The 14573-nt window shown below is 63.1% G+C and carries 8 protein-coding genes; 4 read left to right on the top strand and 4 right to left on the bottom strand.

Annotation, left to right across the window (positions count from 1 at the left end; translation table 11 throughout):
* Positions 1–689: XVIPCD domain-containing protein (locus tag VIM98_RS17115; protein ID WP_331994322.1), on the top strand; the 689-nt coding region annotated here is incomplete at its 5' end.
* Between the two features lie 188 nt (positions 690–877).
* Here VIM98_RS17115 and oxyR read toward each other — a convergent pair.
* Positions 878–1807: a DNA-binding transcriptional regulator OxyR gene (oxyR, locus tag VIM98_RS17110; RefSeq protein ID WP_331994321.1), complete on the bottom strand. Its 930-nt coding sequence runs from the start codon at positions 1805–1807 to the stop codon at positions 878–880.
* Between the two features lie 344 nt (positions 1808–2151).
* Here oxyR and VIM98_RS17105 point away from each other — a divergent pair, with 344 nt between their 5' ends.
* From VIM98_RS17105 to prmC, 3 genes are all read left to right on the top strand, one after another.
* A complete protein-coding gene (locus VIM98_RS17105) occupies positions 2152–4839 on the top strand; it encodes a M1 family metallopeptidase (RefSeq protein WP_331994320.1) in 2688 nt (895 codons plus the stop codon).
* A 221-nt stretch (positions 4840–5060) separates the two neighbouring features.
* On the top strand, positions 5061–9179 hold the full coding sequence (locus VIM98_RS17100) for a hypothetical protein (RefSeq protein ID WP_331994319.1): 4119 nt from the start codon (positions 5061–5063) through the stop codon (positions 9177–9179).
* On the top strand, positions 9176–9997 hold the full coding sequence (gene prmC, locus VIM98_RS17095; RefSeq protein WP_331994318.1) for a peptide chain release factor N(5)-glutamine methyltransferase: 822 nt from the start codon (positions 9176–9178) through the stop codon (positions 9995–9997). The genes VIM98_RS17100 and prmC overlap by 4 nt, the downstream gene beginning before the upstream one ends.
* A gap of 18 nt (positions 9998–10015) precedes the next feature.
* Here the strand turns inward: prmC and VIM98_RS17090 are convergent, their stop codons facing one another.
* The 3 genes from VIM98_RS17090 to VIM98_RS17080 all read right to left on the bottom strand — a co-directional run.
* Entirely contained in the window at positions 10016–12253 is a 2238-nt protein-coding gene (locus VIM98_RS17090; protein WP_414650238.1) for a penicillin acylase family protein, read from the bottom strand.
* A gap of 43 nt (positions 12254–12296) precedes the next feature.
* The gene (locus tag VIM98_RS17085) at positions 12297–13841 is read right to left on the bottom strand and encodes a S10 family peptidase (RefSeq protein WP_331994317.1); all 1545 of its coding nucleotides are present in this window, start codon (positions 13839–13841) and stop codon (positions 12297–12299) included.
* A 283-nt stretch (positions 13842–14124) separates the two neighbouring features.
* Positions 14125–14573 (bottom strand): transketolase C-terminal domain-containing protein (locus VIM98_RS17080; RefSeq protein ID WP_331994316.1); only part of this gene is annotated, 449 nt, incomplete at its 5' end.

Raw genomic sequence — 14573 nt, 5'->3', positions numbered from 1 at the left:
GAAACGCCGTGCAGCATGTTGCCGACAAGGCGCCGACCGCCGGTACTGTCGTAGGTGCCACGGCGGGCTTGGGTGTGGCGACAGCGTACGAGTTCAGGCCGAACAACTATCCGCGCCTGGTGGGGGCTGCTGTCGCGGTAGCGAACGGCAAGGCGGCAGGACAGGAAGCTTTGGACCGCCATGGCATGGCAGTCGTGTTGCCGAGCATGGAGCACCGGATCGAGAACGTCGAACGCGAAGCGCGCCAGACGTTGCAGCGTGCCACCCCGCCGCGGGAAGCGCCCCGGCTCGACAATCCGGCGCACGCGGGCTACGCGATGTTCAACCAGGCTCGCGATGGCGTGCACAAGGTCGATGCGCAGATGGGACGCACACCGGATCGGCAAAGTGACAATCTCGCCGGCGCGCTGGCTGCAGCGGCGAAAGCGGGAGGTTTGAATCGTATCGACGCCGTCGCTTTGAGCGATAACGGAGCACGCGCATTTGCAGTGGAGCACGTGATTCCCAACGCGCTGAGTCGGGACGCGCATGTGGAAACCAGCCAGGCCATCCGTCAGTCGCTGACGCAGAGCACTGCCGAATGGAATCTGGCTGCGCAGCAGTCGCAAGGGCAGCAGGCGGCCCAGCAACAGACGCAGAGCCAGCAGCAGAATCAGGTGCAGCAGAATCCGCACGTGATGACGCGCTGAGCTTTTTCTGCCACGACGAAGCGCGTGCGGTGGCGCATGCCGGGACCCAGCGCCTTTCGCGGCAGCGGGAATAGAGGCACTGGGCTCCAGCATTCGCTGGGACGGCGGGTAGGTGGGAAAGTACAGGGCAAAGGTCGAGGCCGGAGTTGTCCGCAGCCGCATTGGCGGCTCGCTCACCGAAGATCGCCTCAAGCGCGCGCCCGCACCTCGATCTGCGGCTGCAACAGCCCGGGCGGCAAGCTCTTGATCACCTCGGTAAACCGCTTGAGAAAGGCACTCATCGACGAACTCTTGCGCCATACCAGCGCGAGCCGCCGACTCGGCGCATGTCCCGAAAACTCCAGCAGATGGACATTGTCGGTACGCGCCACCGGCGGCTTGATCGCCAGCGTAGGCAACAAGGTGATGCCGACGTTCGCCGCCACCATCTGCCGTAACGTTTCCAGGCTGGTCGCGCGAAAACCCGATTTCTCGCCAGCACCGGCCAGCTGGCAGACTTCCAGTGCCTGATCGCGCAGGCAGTGGCCGTCTTCCAGCAGCAGCAGGCTTTCGTCTTCCAGGTCGGCCAGTTTGAGCCGCTGCTTCTTATGCGCCAGCGGATGCGTTTCCGGTACGGCGAGCACGAACGGTTCTTCGAACAGGAACTCGCTGTGCAGACTGTCCTCATGCAAGGGCAGGGCGAGGATGCCCGCATCGAGTGAGCCTTCGCGCAGCATGCGGATCACCTGCTCGGTCTTCTCTTCCACCAGTAAAAGTTCCAGGCGCGGAAAGCGCTGCCGCACCAGTGGCACCAGATGCGGCAGCAGATAAGGACCCAGGGTAGGGAATACGCCCAGGCGCAGCGAGCCTGATTCCGGATCGCGCGTGCGCTGGGCGATCGCCTTGATCTCATCGATTTCAGAAAGCACACCGCGCGCGCGCCGCGCGATCTCGCGGCCGGTCTCGGTAAGCAGCACCTTGCGCGGCGTACGTTCGACGAGGGCTACGCCCAATTCATCTTCGAGTTTCTTTATCTGCGTCGACAAGGTCGGCTGGCTGACGAAGCTCGCCTCCGCGGCGCGGCCGAAATGCCGGTGCTCGGCAAGGGCAACGAGATAGTGCAGGTCGCGCAGGTTCATGGGGTCGATAATTGATAGGCTGTAACTATCATTATGATGATAACAATCAATTTGAGCAATAGTCTTGAGGGCGTTAACCTTTGTCTCGTCGGGATGCAGCGAGCTTGGCAATCAAGCACTCTCCCGCGCCGCGCACACCCTTCCCCCTCCCCCCGCCGGGTGTGCGCCCCCCAAACCGATAGCAGCTCCCCCCGCGCTGCTATCGGTTTTTTTTTCCTGATTTCATGAAGTTCCTATCGGTGCTCCACCGGTAGCCTCGTAGGCCCATGCCTTATGGCACTGTGTCCGAAGTCATGCTCCCCCTAGCTTGGCGGATCGATTTGTTCCCCGTTCAGGAATCCGCCATGCGCAAGCTTGTACGTCCGCTTCTGCTCACCGCACTTGCCGCCTGCTGCGGCAGTGCGCTCGCCGCCTCCGCCGCCAATGACCAGCCGCATGGCAAGTTGCCGCGCTGGGCGATGCCGGAGCTGTATCAGCTGAGCTTCAAGGTCGATCCGCGCCAGCAGGATTTTTCCGGTACTACGGTGATCAAGCTCAAGCTGACCCAGGCTTCCGATCACATCTGGATGCACGGTCGCGAGCTGAAGGTCGCCAAGGTGGTGGTGACCGATGCGGCCGGCAAGAAGCACGACGCCAAATATGTCGACGTCGCGCCGCAGGAAGGCGTGGTGAAGATCGACTTCGGCAGCGAGCTGAAGCCGCAGGAGCTGACCGTCGCCATCGATTACACCGCGCCGCTCAACCTGCAGTTGCAGGGCTTGTACAAGGTCAGCCATGAGGGTCAGCCGTATGCGATGACGCAGATGGAACCCATCAGCGCACGCTACGCATTCCCGGGTTTCGACGAACCCTCGTTCAAGACGCCGTTCGAGCTGAGCCTGACTATTCCCAATGACGAAGTGGGCGTGGCCAACACCAAGCAGGCCAAAGAAGAGCCTGCCGGTAGCGGCTGGAAGAAGCTCACCTTCACGCGCACCGAGCCGCTGCCGACCTATCTGGTCGCCTTTGGCGTCGGTCCCTGGGACGTGGTCAAGGGACCGGATATTTCGCCGACCGAATACCGTAAGCAAGCCACCGAGCTGCGCGGCGTCGCCGCCAAGGGCGAAGGTCACCGCATGCAGCATGTGCTGAGCGAGACGCCTTCGATCATCCACACACTGGAGAATTACTACGGCTTCGGCTATCCCTGGGACAAGCTCGACCTGCTCGCAGCACCGGACTTCTCCGCCGGTGCGATGGAAAACCCCGGCCTGGTAACCTTCCGCGACTGGCTGTTGCTGCTGGACAAGGACTCGCCGGCCAATTACGTGCGCGGTTCGTTCAACGTCACCGCCCATGAGCTGGCGCACCAGTGGACCGGCGATACCGTCACCATGGGCTGGTGGGACGACCTGTGGCTCAACGAAGCCTTCGCCACCTGGATGCAGCAGAAGGTGACGCAGAAGGTGCATCCGGAATACCGCGCCGACCTCGACCGCGTGCGCGGCGCGCAGGGCGCGATGAACAACGACAGCCTTGTGACCGCCCGCAAGATCCGCCAGGAAATCACCGGTAACGGCGATATCGAAACCGCGTTCGACGGCATCACGTATCAGAAGGGCGCCAGCGTCCTGGGCATGTTCGAAGGCTATGTGACCGAGCCGGTGTTCCAGAAGGGCATGCGTGCTTACATCCAGGAACATAAGTTCGGCAACGCTACCGCCGACGACCTGATCGCCTCGATCGCCAAGGCCGCCGACAAGGGCGAGGATTTCAAGGCGGCATTCCGCAGCTTCCTCAATCAGTCCGGCGTGCCCTATGTGCAGACCAAGATTGCGCAGGAGGGCGGCAAGACCGTACTTCACCTGAGCCAGAGCCGTTACCTGCCGGTCGGCAGCAGCGGCGATGCCAATCGCGTATGGGGCGTACCGGTGTGCGTGCGTTATGGCACGGCGGCGGGCGGCAGCAAGGTGAGTTGCGAACTGCTCAGCCAGAAGGAGGGCACGATGGTGCTGGCCGATGCGGCCAAGAACACCTGGTTCATGCCCAATGCCAATGGCTCGGGCTACTACCGTTTCAGCATGGCCAAGGCCGATCTGGTCGCCCTGGGCAAGCAGATCGGCAAGCTCGACGATGCCGAGCAGCTGGCTTATGACGATGCCGTCGGTTCCGGTTTCCGTCACGGCGACCTGGATGCCGGCGACGTGCTGACCGCGCTCAAGCCCTTGACCGCGTCCAAGACCCGTGAGGTGGCCATTGCACCGCTGACCACGGTGGACTGGATCTATGAACTCGAAGCGACCAGCGACGCGCAGCGCGCCAAGGTGCGCGATTGGGTCAAGTCGGCCTACCTGCCGCGCATGCAGCAGCTTGGCTATAAGCGTAAGCCTGGCGAGGCGGACAGCGACTCGTTGTTGCGCACAGCGCTGGCCGAAAGCCTTGCGCTGGATTATCAGATCCCCGAAGTGCGTGCGGAGTTGCTCAAGCAGGGCGACGCGGCCCTGAAGACCAAGGCCGACGGAAGCTTGGATCTGGCCGCCGCCGATCCGGACCTGCTTGGCGTAGCCCTCGGCGTGGCGGCGCAGGAGCGTGGCAAGAGTGCGGTCGACACCTTGATTGCGCAGTTGCCCAAGACCAGCGACCCGGCATCGCGTAACGCGATGCTGCAAGGCCTCGCCTCGGTAAAGGATCCGGCCGATGCCGAACGTGCACGTGATTTTGCGCTCAGCAAGGACGTAAAGGTCGGCGAGATGGCGGCGATCCTGCGTGGAAACCGCGATACCCAAGCCAGCCGCGATGCGATCTGGAAGTGGTCGGTAGCCAACTACGACAAGATCGTCGCCCGTACCGGCAGCTTCGCGGGCGGTCGCTTGCCCAGCATGATGGGCGGTGGCGGTTGCTCGCAGGCCGAAGCCGATCGACTGGAAGCCTTCTTCAAGCCGCGCTTGAAGGATGTCACCGGTGCCGAGCGCGGCTTGGCCCAAACACGCGAGAATACCTTGCTGTGTGCGGCACTGAAGGCCAAGCAGGATCCGGCGGCGATTATGCGCTGAGCATCGATTGATGCGTACGGATCGAACGGGCGGCTTCGGCCGCCCGTTTTTTTTTAAAGGCCGAGGCAAGTACAGCCCCTTCCTGGCTGCCACTGCGAGCAGGGTCTATAGGCCTGGCGGAGTTGAGAGAGTGAAGTCTCGCGGCTAGCTTCAACCCCATTCGGTTCTTTCCTGCGTTCCCCCTACACTGAACCGGCCGTTCCGGCAGGGGGAGAGACCATATGCGTCGTTGGATCTGGATGGCGGTCGGAGCACTGTGGGCCGTGGCGTTGCCGTTGCAAGCACAAGACATCCCGCCTGTATTGAAGGATTGGCAGGGCTGGGTACTGCACGATGCACCCGAACATCTTTGTCCGCAGTCCTACGACGCTCAGGCCGACAGCGAGGCACGCCAGTGCATCTGGCCCGGAAGGCTTAATCTCGACGCGACCGGTAATGGCGCAAATTTTAATTTGACCGTGCATGTCGATGCGCGCGGCTGGGTGAGTCTGCCGGGCGATCGGCACGCCTGGCCGCAACAGGTGACGGTCGACAACCGGCCGCTCGCGGTGTTGAGCCGAAGCGATGTGCCGAGCGTCTGGCTGGAACCGGGCGATTATGTGCTGCGCGGGCACGTGTCATGGACTGAGCGTCCGGCTCAATTAGCCGTGCCCGATGCGATCGGCCTGGTGTCGCTCACTATCGACGGCGCAGCCGTGAGCGACATCGATCGCGCGGACGGTCAGGTGACTTTGGGCGAGGCCGCCGAAGACAAGCGTGTGGCCGATGCCTTGTCGGTGAATGTCTATCGGCGGCTCGCCGATGGTGTGCCGATGATGCTGGAGACTCAGGTGCAGCTGCATGTCTCCGGTAGCGCGCGCGAGCAATGGCTCGGTCCTGCGCTGCCACAAGGCTTTGTTGCTACCTCGCTCAAGAGCGACTTGCCTGCACGCCTGGAAAACGACGGCCGCGTGCGCGTGCAGCTGCGTCCTGGCGATTGGACGATGACGCTCAAGGCGCGCGCGAGCGATGCCATACAACACGTGGCAATGCCGCGTGCGCCCGCGCCCTGGCCTGTGCGTGAGATCTGGAGCTATGCCGACAATGCTTCATTGCGCCGCAGCCAAGTCAACGGCGTGGGGACCGATGCGGCTCAGGTCGGTGTCCCCGACGCGTGGCAGAACCTGCCGGCGTACGCGCTCGACAAGGACAATGGGCTCGCTATCGAGCAAGGCGCACGCGGCAATGAGGGTGGCAAAGGCGAAAAGCTTCTTCTTGTACGCGATATGTGGCTCGATTTCGATGGCGGTGGCTTGACCGTCGCCGACCGTATTACCGGCAATCTGCACAATACCCAGCGCTTGAATGTGGCCGCGCCGTGGCAGTTGCAGCGCGTATCGCAAGACGAAAAGCCTTTGCTGGTAACGACGGATGCGAAGGGACAGCAAGGCGTGGAATTGCGCGACAAGGAGCTTTCGCTCGATGCCGGCCTTCGTTCGGCGACCCATGGCGGGCGCTTGCCCGTCGCCGGTTGGAGTTCGGCCTTCGAAACCGTCGACACGAACGTGCACCTTCCTTACGGCTATGTGCTGTTGGCAGCACCTGGCGCCGACCGGGCCGACAGTACTTGGATCGCTCGTTGGACCTTGCTCGATCTGTTCGTCGTCGCGCTGATTACTTTGCTGGCCGGCCGCTGGCTCGGCTGGGTCTGGGTGCTGCCTGTGCTGGGTTTTCTGGTGTTGTCGCAGCACGAAAACGATGCGCCACGCTGGACGTTGGGCGTGGCAATTGCCTTGGCTTTGTTGTGGCGGGTACTGCCAGGGCAGGGACGGTTGCGCAAGCTGGTACGCATAGGCGCGTCGGCATCGTTGATCCTGGGTATTTTGTGGGCACTGCCATTTGCCGCGGACCAGGTGAGTTACGCGATGCATCCACAGCTGGAGGCCGAGGCTGGCAGCGTCGATGAGGTGCTGGATGCATTGCCGCTGGACTTTGCGGGGGCGGTGAAGCAGGAAGTGAGGCCGATAGCGGCGGCCCCGCCACCGCCAGCCCCTGCCGCGCCGCCGGCGGAATACGGCAACGCGCCGAAGGTACGGCTCGCCCCCGGGGTGCTAAAGAGTCTACCTATCGCGCGCCGCGCAGCGCCTGCGCAACTGGAAGCCATCGTTGTCGCTGGCACGCGGATGTCGCCATACTCGGCAGCGTCTTATGAATTCGACACGCATAGCGTGATTCAGGCAGGTAGCGGCATCCCGTCCTGGAATGTCGGCAACAACTATCGTTTGAGCTGGTCCGGTCCGGTCACCTCGAATCAGGCGGTAAGGCTGATGGTGGTGCCGTCATGGCTGGTTCGGGTGCTGCGTATCGCGATGCTTGCATTGCTGGCACTCTGGCTGGGGCGCAGCGTGCGCTCGCTATGGACGACACCCGGGCCGCGCGACAGCGGTGGCGTGCAGGCTGCGTCCCTGGTGCTGACTGGCCTGCTCGCACTGACGCTCGTGCCGCACATTGCGCAGGCACAGGGCGTACCCAATAAAGAATTGCTGGACGAGCTTCGTCATCGTCTGACCGAAGCACCGCAGTGCATGCCCGAGTGTGCGGCCGTGGCACAGGCCCAGGTGCAGGGCAATGGCAGTCAGATCGCCGTTGACATGGAGGTGCATGCCGGAGCTGCGGTCGCGTTTGCCTTGCCGCATGTCGATGACGGTATCGCGTTGCAATCGGTAGCGCTGGACGGTCGCGCCGATGCGCCGGTAAGTCGCGGTGATGACGGCAAACTGTGGTTGCGTGTGGAGCGTGGGGTACATCGCATGGCGCTGCGCTATGACGCGGGCAAGCGAGATACCGTGACTTTGCATTTTGCGGTCAGGCCGCAACGTGTGCAGGTCGCCGGATCCGGCTGGTCGGCCAGCGGTCTGGATGCGGAGCAGTTACTCGGCGACAGCCTTACACTGAGTCATATCAGTGAGGCCCGGCAGGCGGGTACGCCAGCGGCTACGCAGGCTTTTCCACCGTTCGTGACGGTGACGCGCACGTTGAATCTCGATGTGGACTGGACCGTCACCACCACGGTAACGCGCGTCGCTCCCGACGATGGCGGTTTCAGCATCGATCTGCCGTTGCTGCCGGGCGAGCATCCCGGCGGGCAGGATGTGCGCGTACATGACGGCAAGATCAGCGTGACCCTCAATGCTTCTCAGAACAGTCTGGAATGGGAGAGCCGTCTGGATCGCAGTCCGGAGTTGGTCCTGGAAGCGCCACCCTTGGGGCAGCGTGCCGAAGAATGGTTCGTCCAGGCAGCTCCTGTCCTGCATGTGGAAACGGAAGGCGTACCTGCATCGCTGAGCGACGTGGGTCTGCGGTTCCAGCCGTTGCCTGGTGAGCGGCTGCGAGTGCGCTTGAGCCAGCCGCAAGCGGTCGCCGGACAATACGTAGCCTTCGATCGAGCCAATGTGAGTCATCGTGTCGGCGAACGTGCCACGACCGCCGATCTGATGCTGGTCGTGCGCAGTACCCGTGGCGGTGAACACGCCATCGATGTGCCCACGGGTGCGGTACTGCTCGATGCGCGCCGCGACGATGTGCCGGTCAGCCTGAGCATCCGCGATGGCAAGCTCGGGCTGCCGCTGCTGCCGGGGCTGCATCGTTTCCAGGTGAGTCTGCGCATGCCCACCGGTATTTCCGCGATGACGTCGACGCCGGCGTTCGACTTTCATGCGCCGGTTGCCAACATCCATACGTCGTTGTCGTTGCCGGACAATCGCTGGCTGTTGTGGACCTGGGGGCCGACCGATGGTCCGGCCATCCTGTACTGGTCGCAGTTGCTCGTTTTGCTGGCGGTCGCCTGGGCATTGGCCCGTTATGCGCGGACACCGCTGCGATTCCACGACTGGTTGTTGCTGGGTCTTGGATTTTCGGCGGTGAGCTGGAGCGCTTTCGCTTTCGTAGTGGCCTGGCTGATCGTGCTTGGCCTGCGGCAAAGGCGCCTCGTTCCCGACCGGTTGCGCCCCTGGGTATTCGATACGGCGCAGGTCCTTTTGATCCTCGCCAGCGTTGCCGCGCTGGCGATGTTGGTCATGGCGATCCCGCAAGGCTTGTTGGGGGCGCCGGATATGCATATCTCAGGCAACGGTTCGGACGCATCGCAGCTAAACTGGACGCTCGATCGCGCCGCCGGCCAACTGCCGCATGCCGGTGTGCTCAACCTGCCGCAGTGGATCTACAAGCTGGCGATGCTGGCCTGGGCCGTGTGGCTGGCCAATGCCTCGATCGGCTGGCTGCGCTGGGCATTCGCCGCGTGGTCGCAGGGCGGTTACTGGCGGCGGCGCGTCAAGCAGGCAAAGCAAGAAGGAACAGCATGATCGATGTGAAGCAAGCTTTAGCGGAGGCTTCGCCGCGCGTGGAACGCGGCGAGGCGGAGCTGTTGCTGATCCATGCACTGGGCAAGCCACGCAGCTGGTTGATCGCACACGATAACGATCCCCTCGATCCGGTCGTGCTGCGCGCCTATCGCGCGATGATCGAGCGTCGTGCGATAGGCGAACCGGTGGCCTATATCACGGGCAGGCGCGGCTTCTGGTCCTTCGATCTGGAGGTCTCGCAAGCCACGTTGATCCCGCGACCGGAAACCGAGTTGCTGGTAGAACTGGCGTTGGAGCGCTTACCGGTGGATAGCGCATCGGCGGTGGTGGATCTCGGCACCGGCAGCGGTGCTATTGCGCTGGCGCTTGCGCACGAGCGGCGTCGCGCGAAAGTCGTGGCCACCGATCGCAGCGTCGATGCGTTATCCGTTGCCGAAGGCAATGCCCGACGACTTGGACTGCGCGTCGAATTTGCGCAGGGCGACTGGTTCGATGCCGTCCCCGGAAGGCATTTCTCACTCGTGGTATCCAACCCGCCATACATCGAGGCGGCCGACCCGCACCTGGAGCGCGGAGACCTTCGTTTCGAGCCGCCGCATGCCTTGGCGTCAGGTATCGACGGGCTCGATGCGATCAGGCGCATCGTCGACGAAGCGCCACGCTATCTGGAAGAGGGCGGGTGGCTGCTCGTCGAGCATGGCTGGAACCAGGGCGATGGGGTACGCAGCCTGTTCGACGCGCGCGGCTATCGCGAGGTGAGCACCTTCCGCGACCTGGAAGGGCGCGACCGCGTCAGCTGCGGTCGCTGGCATCGGTGATCCCAACCGATAAGGCAGTCAAGGCGCGCCGGGGCGATAGGTGCGCTCGATATGTCCTTGCAATTCTTCCGGCCAGAAATACACCTGGCGCAGGTTTCCGGTGGTGTAGCGCTCGGCCTCGTCGTTGAAATGCGGGTTGCCGGGATGGCCGCTTTCGCCGCCGGCAGTCACTGCGCGCGCATGCACTTTGGGGCCGAACTCCACGACGGCGACGAAACTGTTGCCGCTCGTGCCGTAATAGCGCTTCGTGCCCGGCCAGCGATGTGCACCGAAGGATGCAAGCGAGCCCCAGCGCGATGAGGTGAATGGCACCGGGATGCTTGGCTTGGCGTCGTCGAAGGGCTGCACGATATCCCCGTTGACGCGCTGGAAGCGATTGACTTCGCCCCATGGTACGCCCCAGCTGCCGAAGTCATGTTCGAGCCGGTCCGAAGCCTCAACCAAGGCTTGCAGGCGCGCCTGGCTGCCGGCCTTCTCGGCCATCCTGTCATAGATCGACAAACCTTCGTTGGTGTCGAACGTATCGACCTTGTCCCACAGGATATCGCCCCAGAACACCGCCAGCGTGGTCGGCATCGAGGCGATGCCCCAGCGGTAGTCCCAATGGCGCAGCAGCGCGATCTGGCCGGCCAGCTTCGGCTTGAGCGGATCGGCAGCGGGCAGTGCATCGTAATCGGCGACGAGAACCGGGATCTGCCGCGCAAAGGCAGGCAGATAGGAATCGAACGCCGCGTCGATCAGCGAAGCCAGAGTGAAATCCTTGCGGTTCTCCAGCACGCGCGTGGCATGCAGGCCGCGCGGATTCTCGCCGACGCTGTCCATGTAGCGTGGATAGTCCTGGCGATGCGGGCTATACGCACCGGCGGCGGAATAGGGCCAGTTGTTGGTATTGGCAATCCAGCCGTTGGGCGGATTGAGCAGATGCGGCGCTTCGTTCAGCGCGTGCAGGCCTTTCCAATCGGTTTCCGGATTGCTGCCGTCGACCGGATGGGTGTAATCGAAGCGATCGTTACGTCGCGGGATGAACTGCGGGTGCAGATATGCGATCTCGCCTTTATCGTCGGCGAAGATGGTGTTGTTGGATGAGTTGGCCTTGAGCTCGGCAACCTTCATGTAGCTGGCGTAGTCGCTGGCTTTGGTGCGCAACCAGCTTTGCTGCAGGGCCTCCACCGGCTTGTTCATGAGCGCGATGGCGATCCACCGACCGTCCTTGGCACGCACCACCGGGCCATGCCCGGTGGCGTAGACAGTGAAATCGCGCGTGGCCATGCTGCCGTCGGTACGGCGATAAGGCACTTGGATATGCTTGACGGTCACCGCCTTGAGCGCGTCGCCGTAACGGTAAAAGAGTTGCCCGTTCTTGCGTTCGATCGTTTCGGCGAACTCGTCCACCACATCCGCGCCGGTGGAGGTATGCATCCAGCCGATATGGCGGTTGAAGCCCTGATAAATAAAGAACTGCCCCCATGTCACCGCCCCATAGGCGTCGAGTCCCTGGTCGCTGCTCATCTGCAGTTCGGAGCGGAAGAAGAACGACGTGTGCGGATTGATCAGTAGCAACGCATGGCCGCTGGCGCTGATCTGGGGAGCGATTGCGATGCCGTTCGATCCCGAAGGCTCGCGCCAACTCGACGGTGTTTCGGCCGCGACCAGCGCATCGCCGTCCTGACCGTAGAAAGCCTCCAGTTCCTTGAGCGAAACGCGTTCGATATCGCCGCCGATACTGCCTTCGCTGAAACTCAATGCCATCCATGGTTCGAAGTGCGCGATCGCGCGTGGACGCACCTCGGGATGCGTAGCCAGGTAGTAGTTGAGGCCATCGGCCCAGGCATCCATCAGCGCACGCAGCCAGGAAGGGCTTGCGGCATAGTCTTTTTTCAGCGCTGCCGGATCGATGAACAGCTTCATGCGCAGGTCGCGCCACAGCGCCGATTCGCCTTCGGCTTCCGCCAGTCGTCCCATCGCATTGAGATAATTGGTCTCGACGCGATTGAAATCGTCTTCGGCCTGAGCATAAGCCATGCCGAATACCGCATCGGCATCGCTCTTGCCGTGTACGTGGGCGATGCCCCAGTCGTCACGAACGATGGTGACCGCCTGTGCCTGGGTTCGCCATCGCGCCGCTTCGTCCGCGCGAGCATGAGGCGCGGCGAATGCCAGCGACATCGATGCAATGAGCGACGTGCGGGCGAGCAGCGATCGGGCGGTTGAGGCGATCACGTGACGGCTCCCAGTATTGGCGTTGCGCCGGTGCATAGCTCTCGCCTTGCCATGGGCACGGCGAGAGCATGCTGCCTGCTTACTTGTTGTCGAACAACTGCGCCGCGTCGGCCTTGAAGGCCGCGCCGCTGTTCGGGCGGCTGTAGAACATGTGGCCGCCGGGATACACAGCCAGCTTCACGCGTTGCTCCTGGCCAAAGCCTGGCATCTGATCGACGACCAACTGCGAGGTATAGAACGGGCAGGACAGGTCGTTGTAGCCGTGCGCGATCAGCACCTTCATATGCGGATCGTTGGCGATCGCCTTGCGCAGGTCGGTCACCGGTTTATCGTCGCTGGCACCCCGGTCCCAGGCGCGATTGACTTCATAGGAGAGCGCTTCGTAGTGCGCGCCGGTCTTCCAGCCTACCTCGCGGGTAACGAAGTCGACCATCGCACTGGTGGCCGGCGCCAGCAAGGCTTCCAGGATTGGATCGCCCGAGGCGCGTTGTGCCGAGCCCGGGAAAGGATCGAAAGCGGTGACGTTGGAATCGTAGACGCTGCCGATCTTCTTTTCCGAGCGATGGATTTCGCGCAGGTAGGTATCGACATCCACACGACCGTCGAGCTTGGCGACCAGCGACGGGTCCAGGCCGGTATAGCCCGACACCTTCTGCACCATCCGACCGATCGCACCCGGATCGGAGCGCCCGGCCAGGAAGTCGGTGACGAACTGCGTACGCACGTAGGTTTCCACATCACGCATCGCGTCGGGCGTGAGCTTGCCCTGCGATTCGAGATGCGCCGCGGTCATCGACGGCAGGTTGATCATCCACGGCAGCGGCGAGAGGGAATCTTCATCGCCGATGGCCGCCGGGTCGAGATAGGGCGACACCATCACCAAGCCGTTGACGCCTACGCCCATCTTCGTCTGCAGCGCATAGGCGATACGCGGCGCGCGGTAGCCGCCGTAGCTTTCGCCCATGACGTACTTGGGCGAGCGCAGGCGGCCATGCTCGACCAGCCAGTCGTAGACCACGCGCGACAGATAATGGATGTCCGCTTCGGTAGAGTAGAAATCCTTCTTCGTCGCCGCTTCGTCTTCCAGCGAACGCGAGAAGCCGGTACCGACCGGGTCGATGAAGACCAGGTCGCTCATGTCCAGCCACGTATTGGGATTGTCCTGCGTGATTGCCGCATCCGACGGCGCATCGCCGTCGACACCGAACTGAATGCGCTTCGGTCCGATCGCGCCCATGTTCAGATACACCGACGAGGCGCCCGGGCCGCCGTTGAAGGCAAAAGTCACCGGGCGATGCGGATTGCTGCCAGGCACGGTATAGGCCGTGAAAACGACCTCGGCAATCTTCTTGCCCTTGGCGTCGCGCACTGGAATGCTGCCTACGGTCGCGTCATAGGAAAGCGTCTTGCCGCCCACGCGTACGGTCTGGTGCACGGTTTTATCCGCCGGCAGGGGCGGCAGGTCGTTATCGGATTTCTTGTCCGCATCCGCCTCGGCTGCGGCGGCCGGCTTTTTATCGGCGGCGTCGGCGCTGTGCCATGGCGTCAAGGCCAGGCCGGCAGCGAGCATGGCGGCGCACCACATGGCGTGGCGGGCCGAAGGAGCGATACGTGGAAGGATCATGGAAGCTCTCACCCTGAAGGAACGTTGTGCAAAGCAAAACGTTATAGATGAGGCAAGTGCTATGCGGGGCGACAGTGCCTTAAGGCATGGGCCGCGTTTGGTTTGGAGGGTGGGGCGGGTTGTTTTCAGAGATGAGGGGTGAGTAGCGAGGACGTACCGATGCGGATCGCCGCAAGCATGTGACGTACCGGAGCGCTATCGCAAGCTTGGAAGCTGGCCGATCGCCCGGACTTGCGCCCTCGCTACTCGTCCCTCGTCCCTGAAAATGCACCCGGCGCGAGAATCAACCGGCGCCGGCCATCTTCGCGAACTGCGGAAACCGCCCCACGATCGCCGTACGAATGCTCGGCAGGTCCAGGCCGGCCATCGTCAGTACCTCCTCGCGACTGCCGTGTTCCAGGTACAGATCGGGCAGGCCCAAGTGGAGAATCGGCTTGACGATACCGTGTGCGGCCAGGCATTCGGCCACGCCGCTGCCTGCGCCGCCGGCGACCGCATTGTCTTCGAGCGTAACGAAGGCATCGTGGGTCCGGGCCAGGTTGAGCAGCATCGCTTCATCGAGCGGCTTGACGAAGCGCATGTTGACCAGGGTTGCGTCCAGCTCGGCGGCGATTTCCGCCGCAGGTGCCAGCATCGCGCCGAAGGAGAGGATCGCCAGGCCGCTGCCGCGGCGGCGCAACTCGGCCTTGCCGATCGGCAGGGTATCGAGTGCCTTGCCAGCGGCCCCGCCGG

The organism is Dyella sp., from assembly GCF_036568765.1.
Lineage (GTDB): Bacteria > Pseudomonadota > Gammaproteobacteria > Xanthomonadales > Rhodanobacteraceae > GSA-30.
This window is presented reverse-complemented; position numbering and strand designations above follow the sequence as displayed.

What these genes read in the sequence shown, in the direction of transcription:
- VIM98_RS17090 (WP_414650238.1), bottom strand. Translation starts at nt 12,253, where the DNA reads ATGCACCGGCGCAACGCCAATACTGGGAGCCGTCACGTGATCGCCTCA.
- VIM98_RS17105 (WP_331994320.1), top strand. Translation starts at nt 2,152, where the DNA reads ATGCGCAAGCTTGTACGTCCGCTTCTGCTCACCGCACTTGCCGCCTGC.
- VIM98_RS17085 (WP_331994317.1), bottom strand. Translation starts at nt 13,841, where the DNA reads ATGATCCTTCCACGTATCGCTCCTTCGGCCCGCCACGCCATGTGGTGC.
- prmC (WP_331994318.1), top strand. Translation starts at nt 9,176, where the DNA reads ATGATCGATGTGAAGCAAGCTTTAGCGGAGGCTTCGCCGCGCGTGGAA.
- VIM98_RS17100 (WP_331994319.1), top strand. Translation starts at nt 5,061, where the DNA reads ATGCGTCGTTGGATCTGGATGGCGGTCGGAGCACTGTGGGCCGTGGCG.
- oxyR (WP_331994321.1), bottom strand. Translation starts at nt 1,807, where the DNA reads ATGAACCTGCGCGACCTGCACTATCTCGTTGCCCTTGCCGAGCACCGG.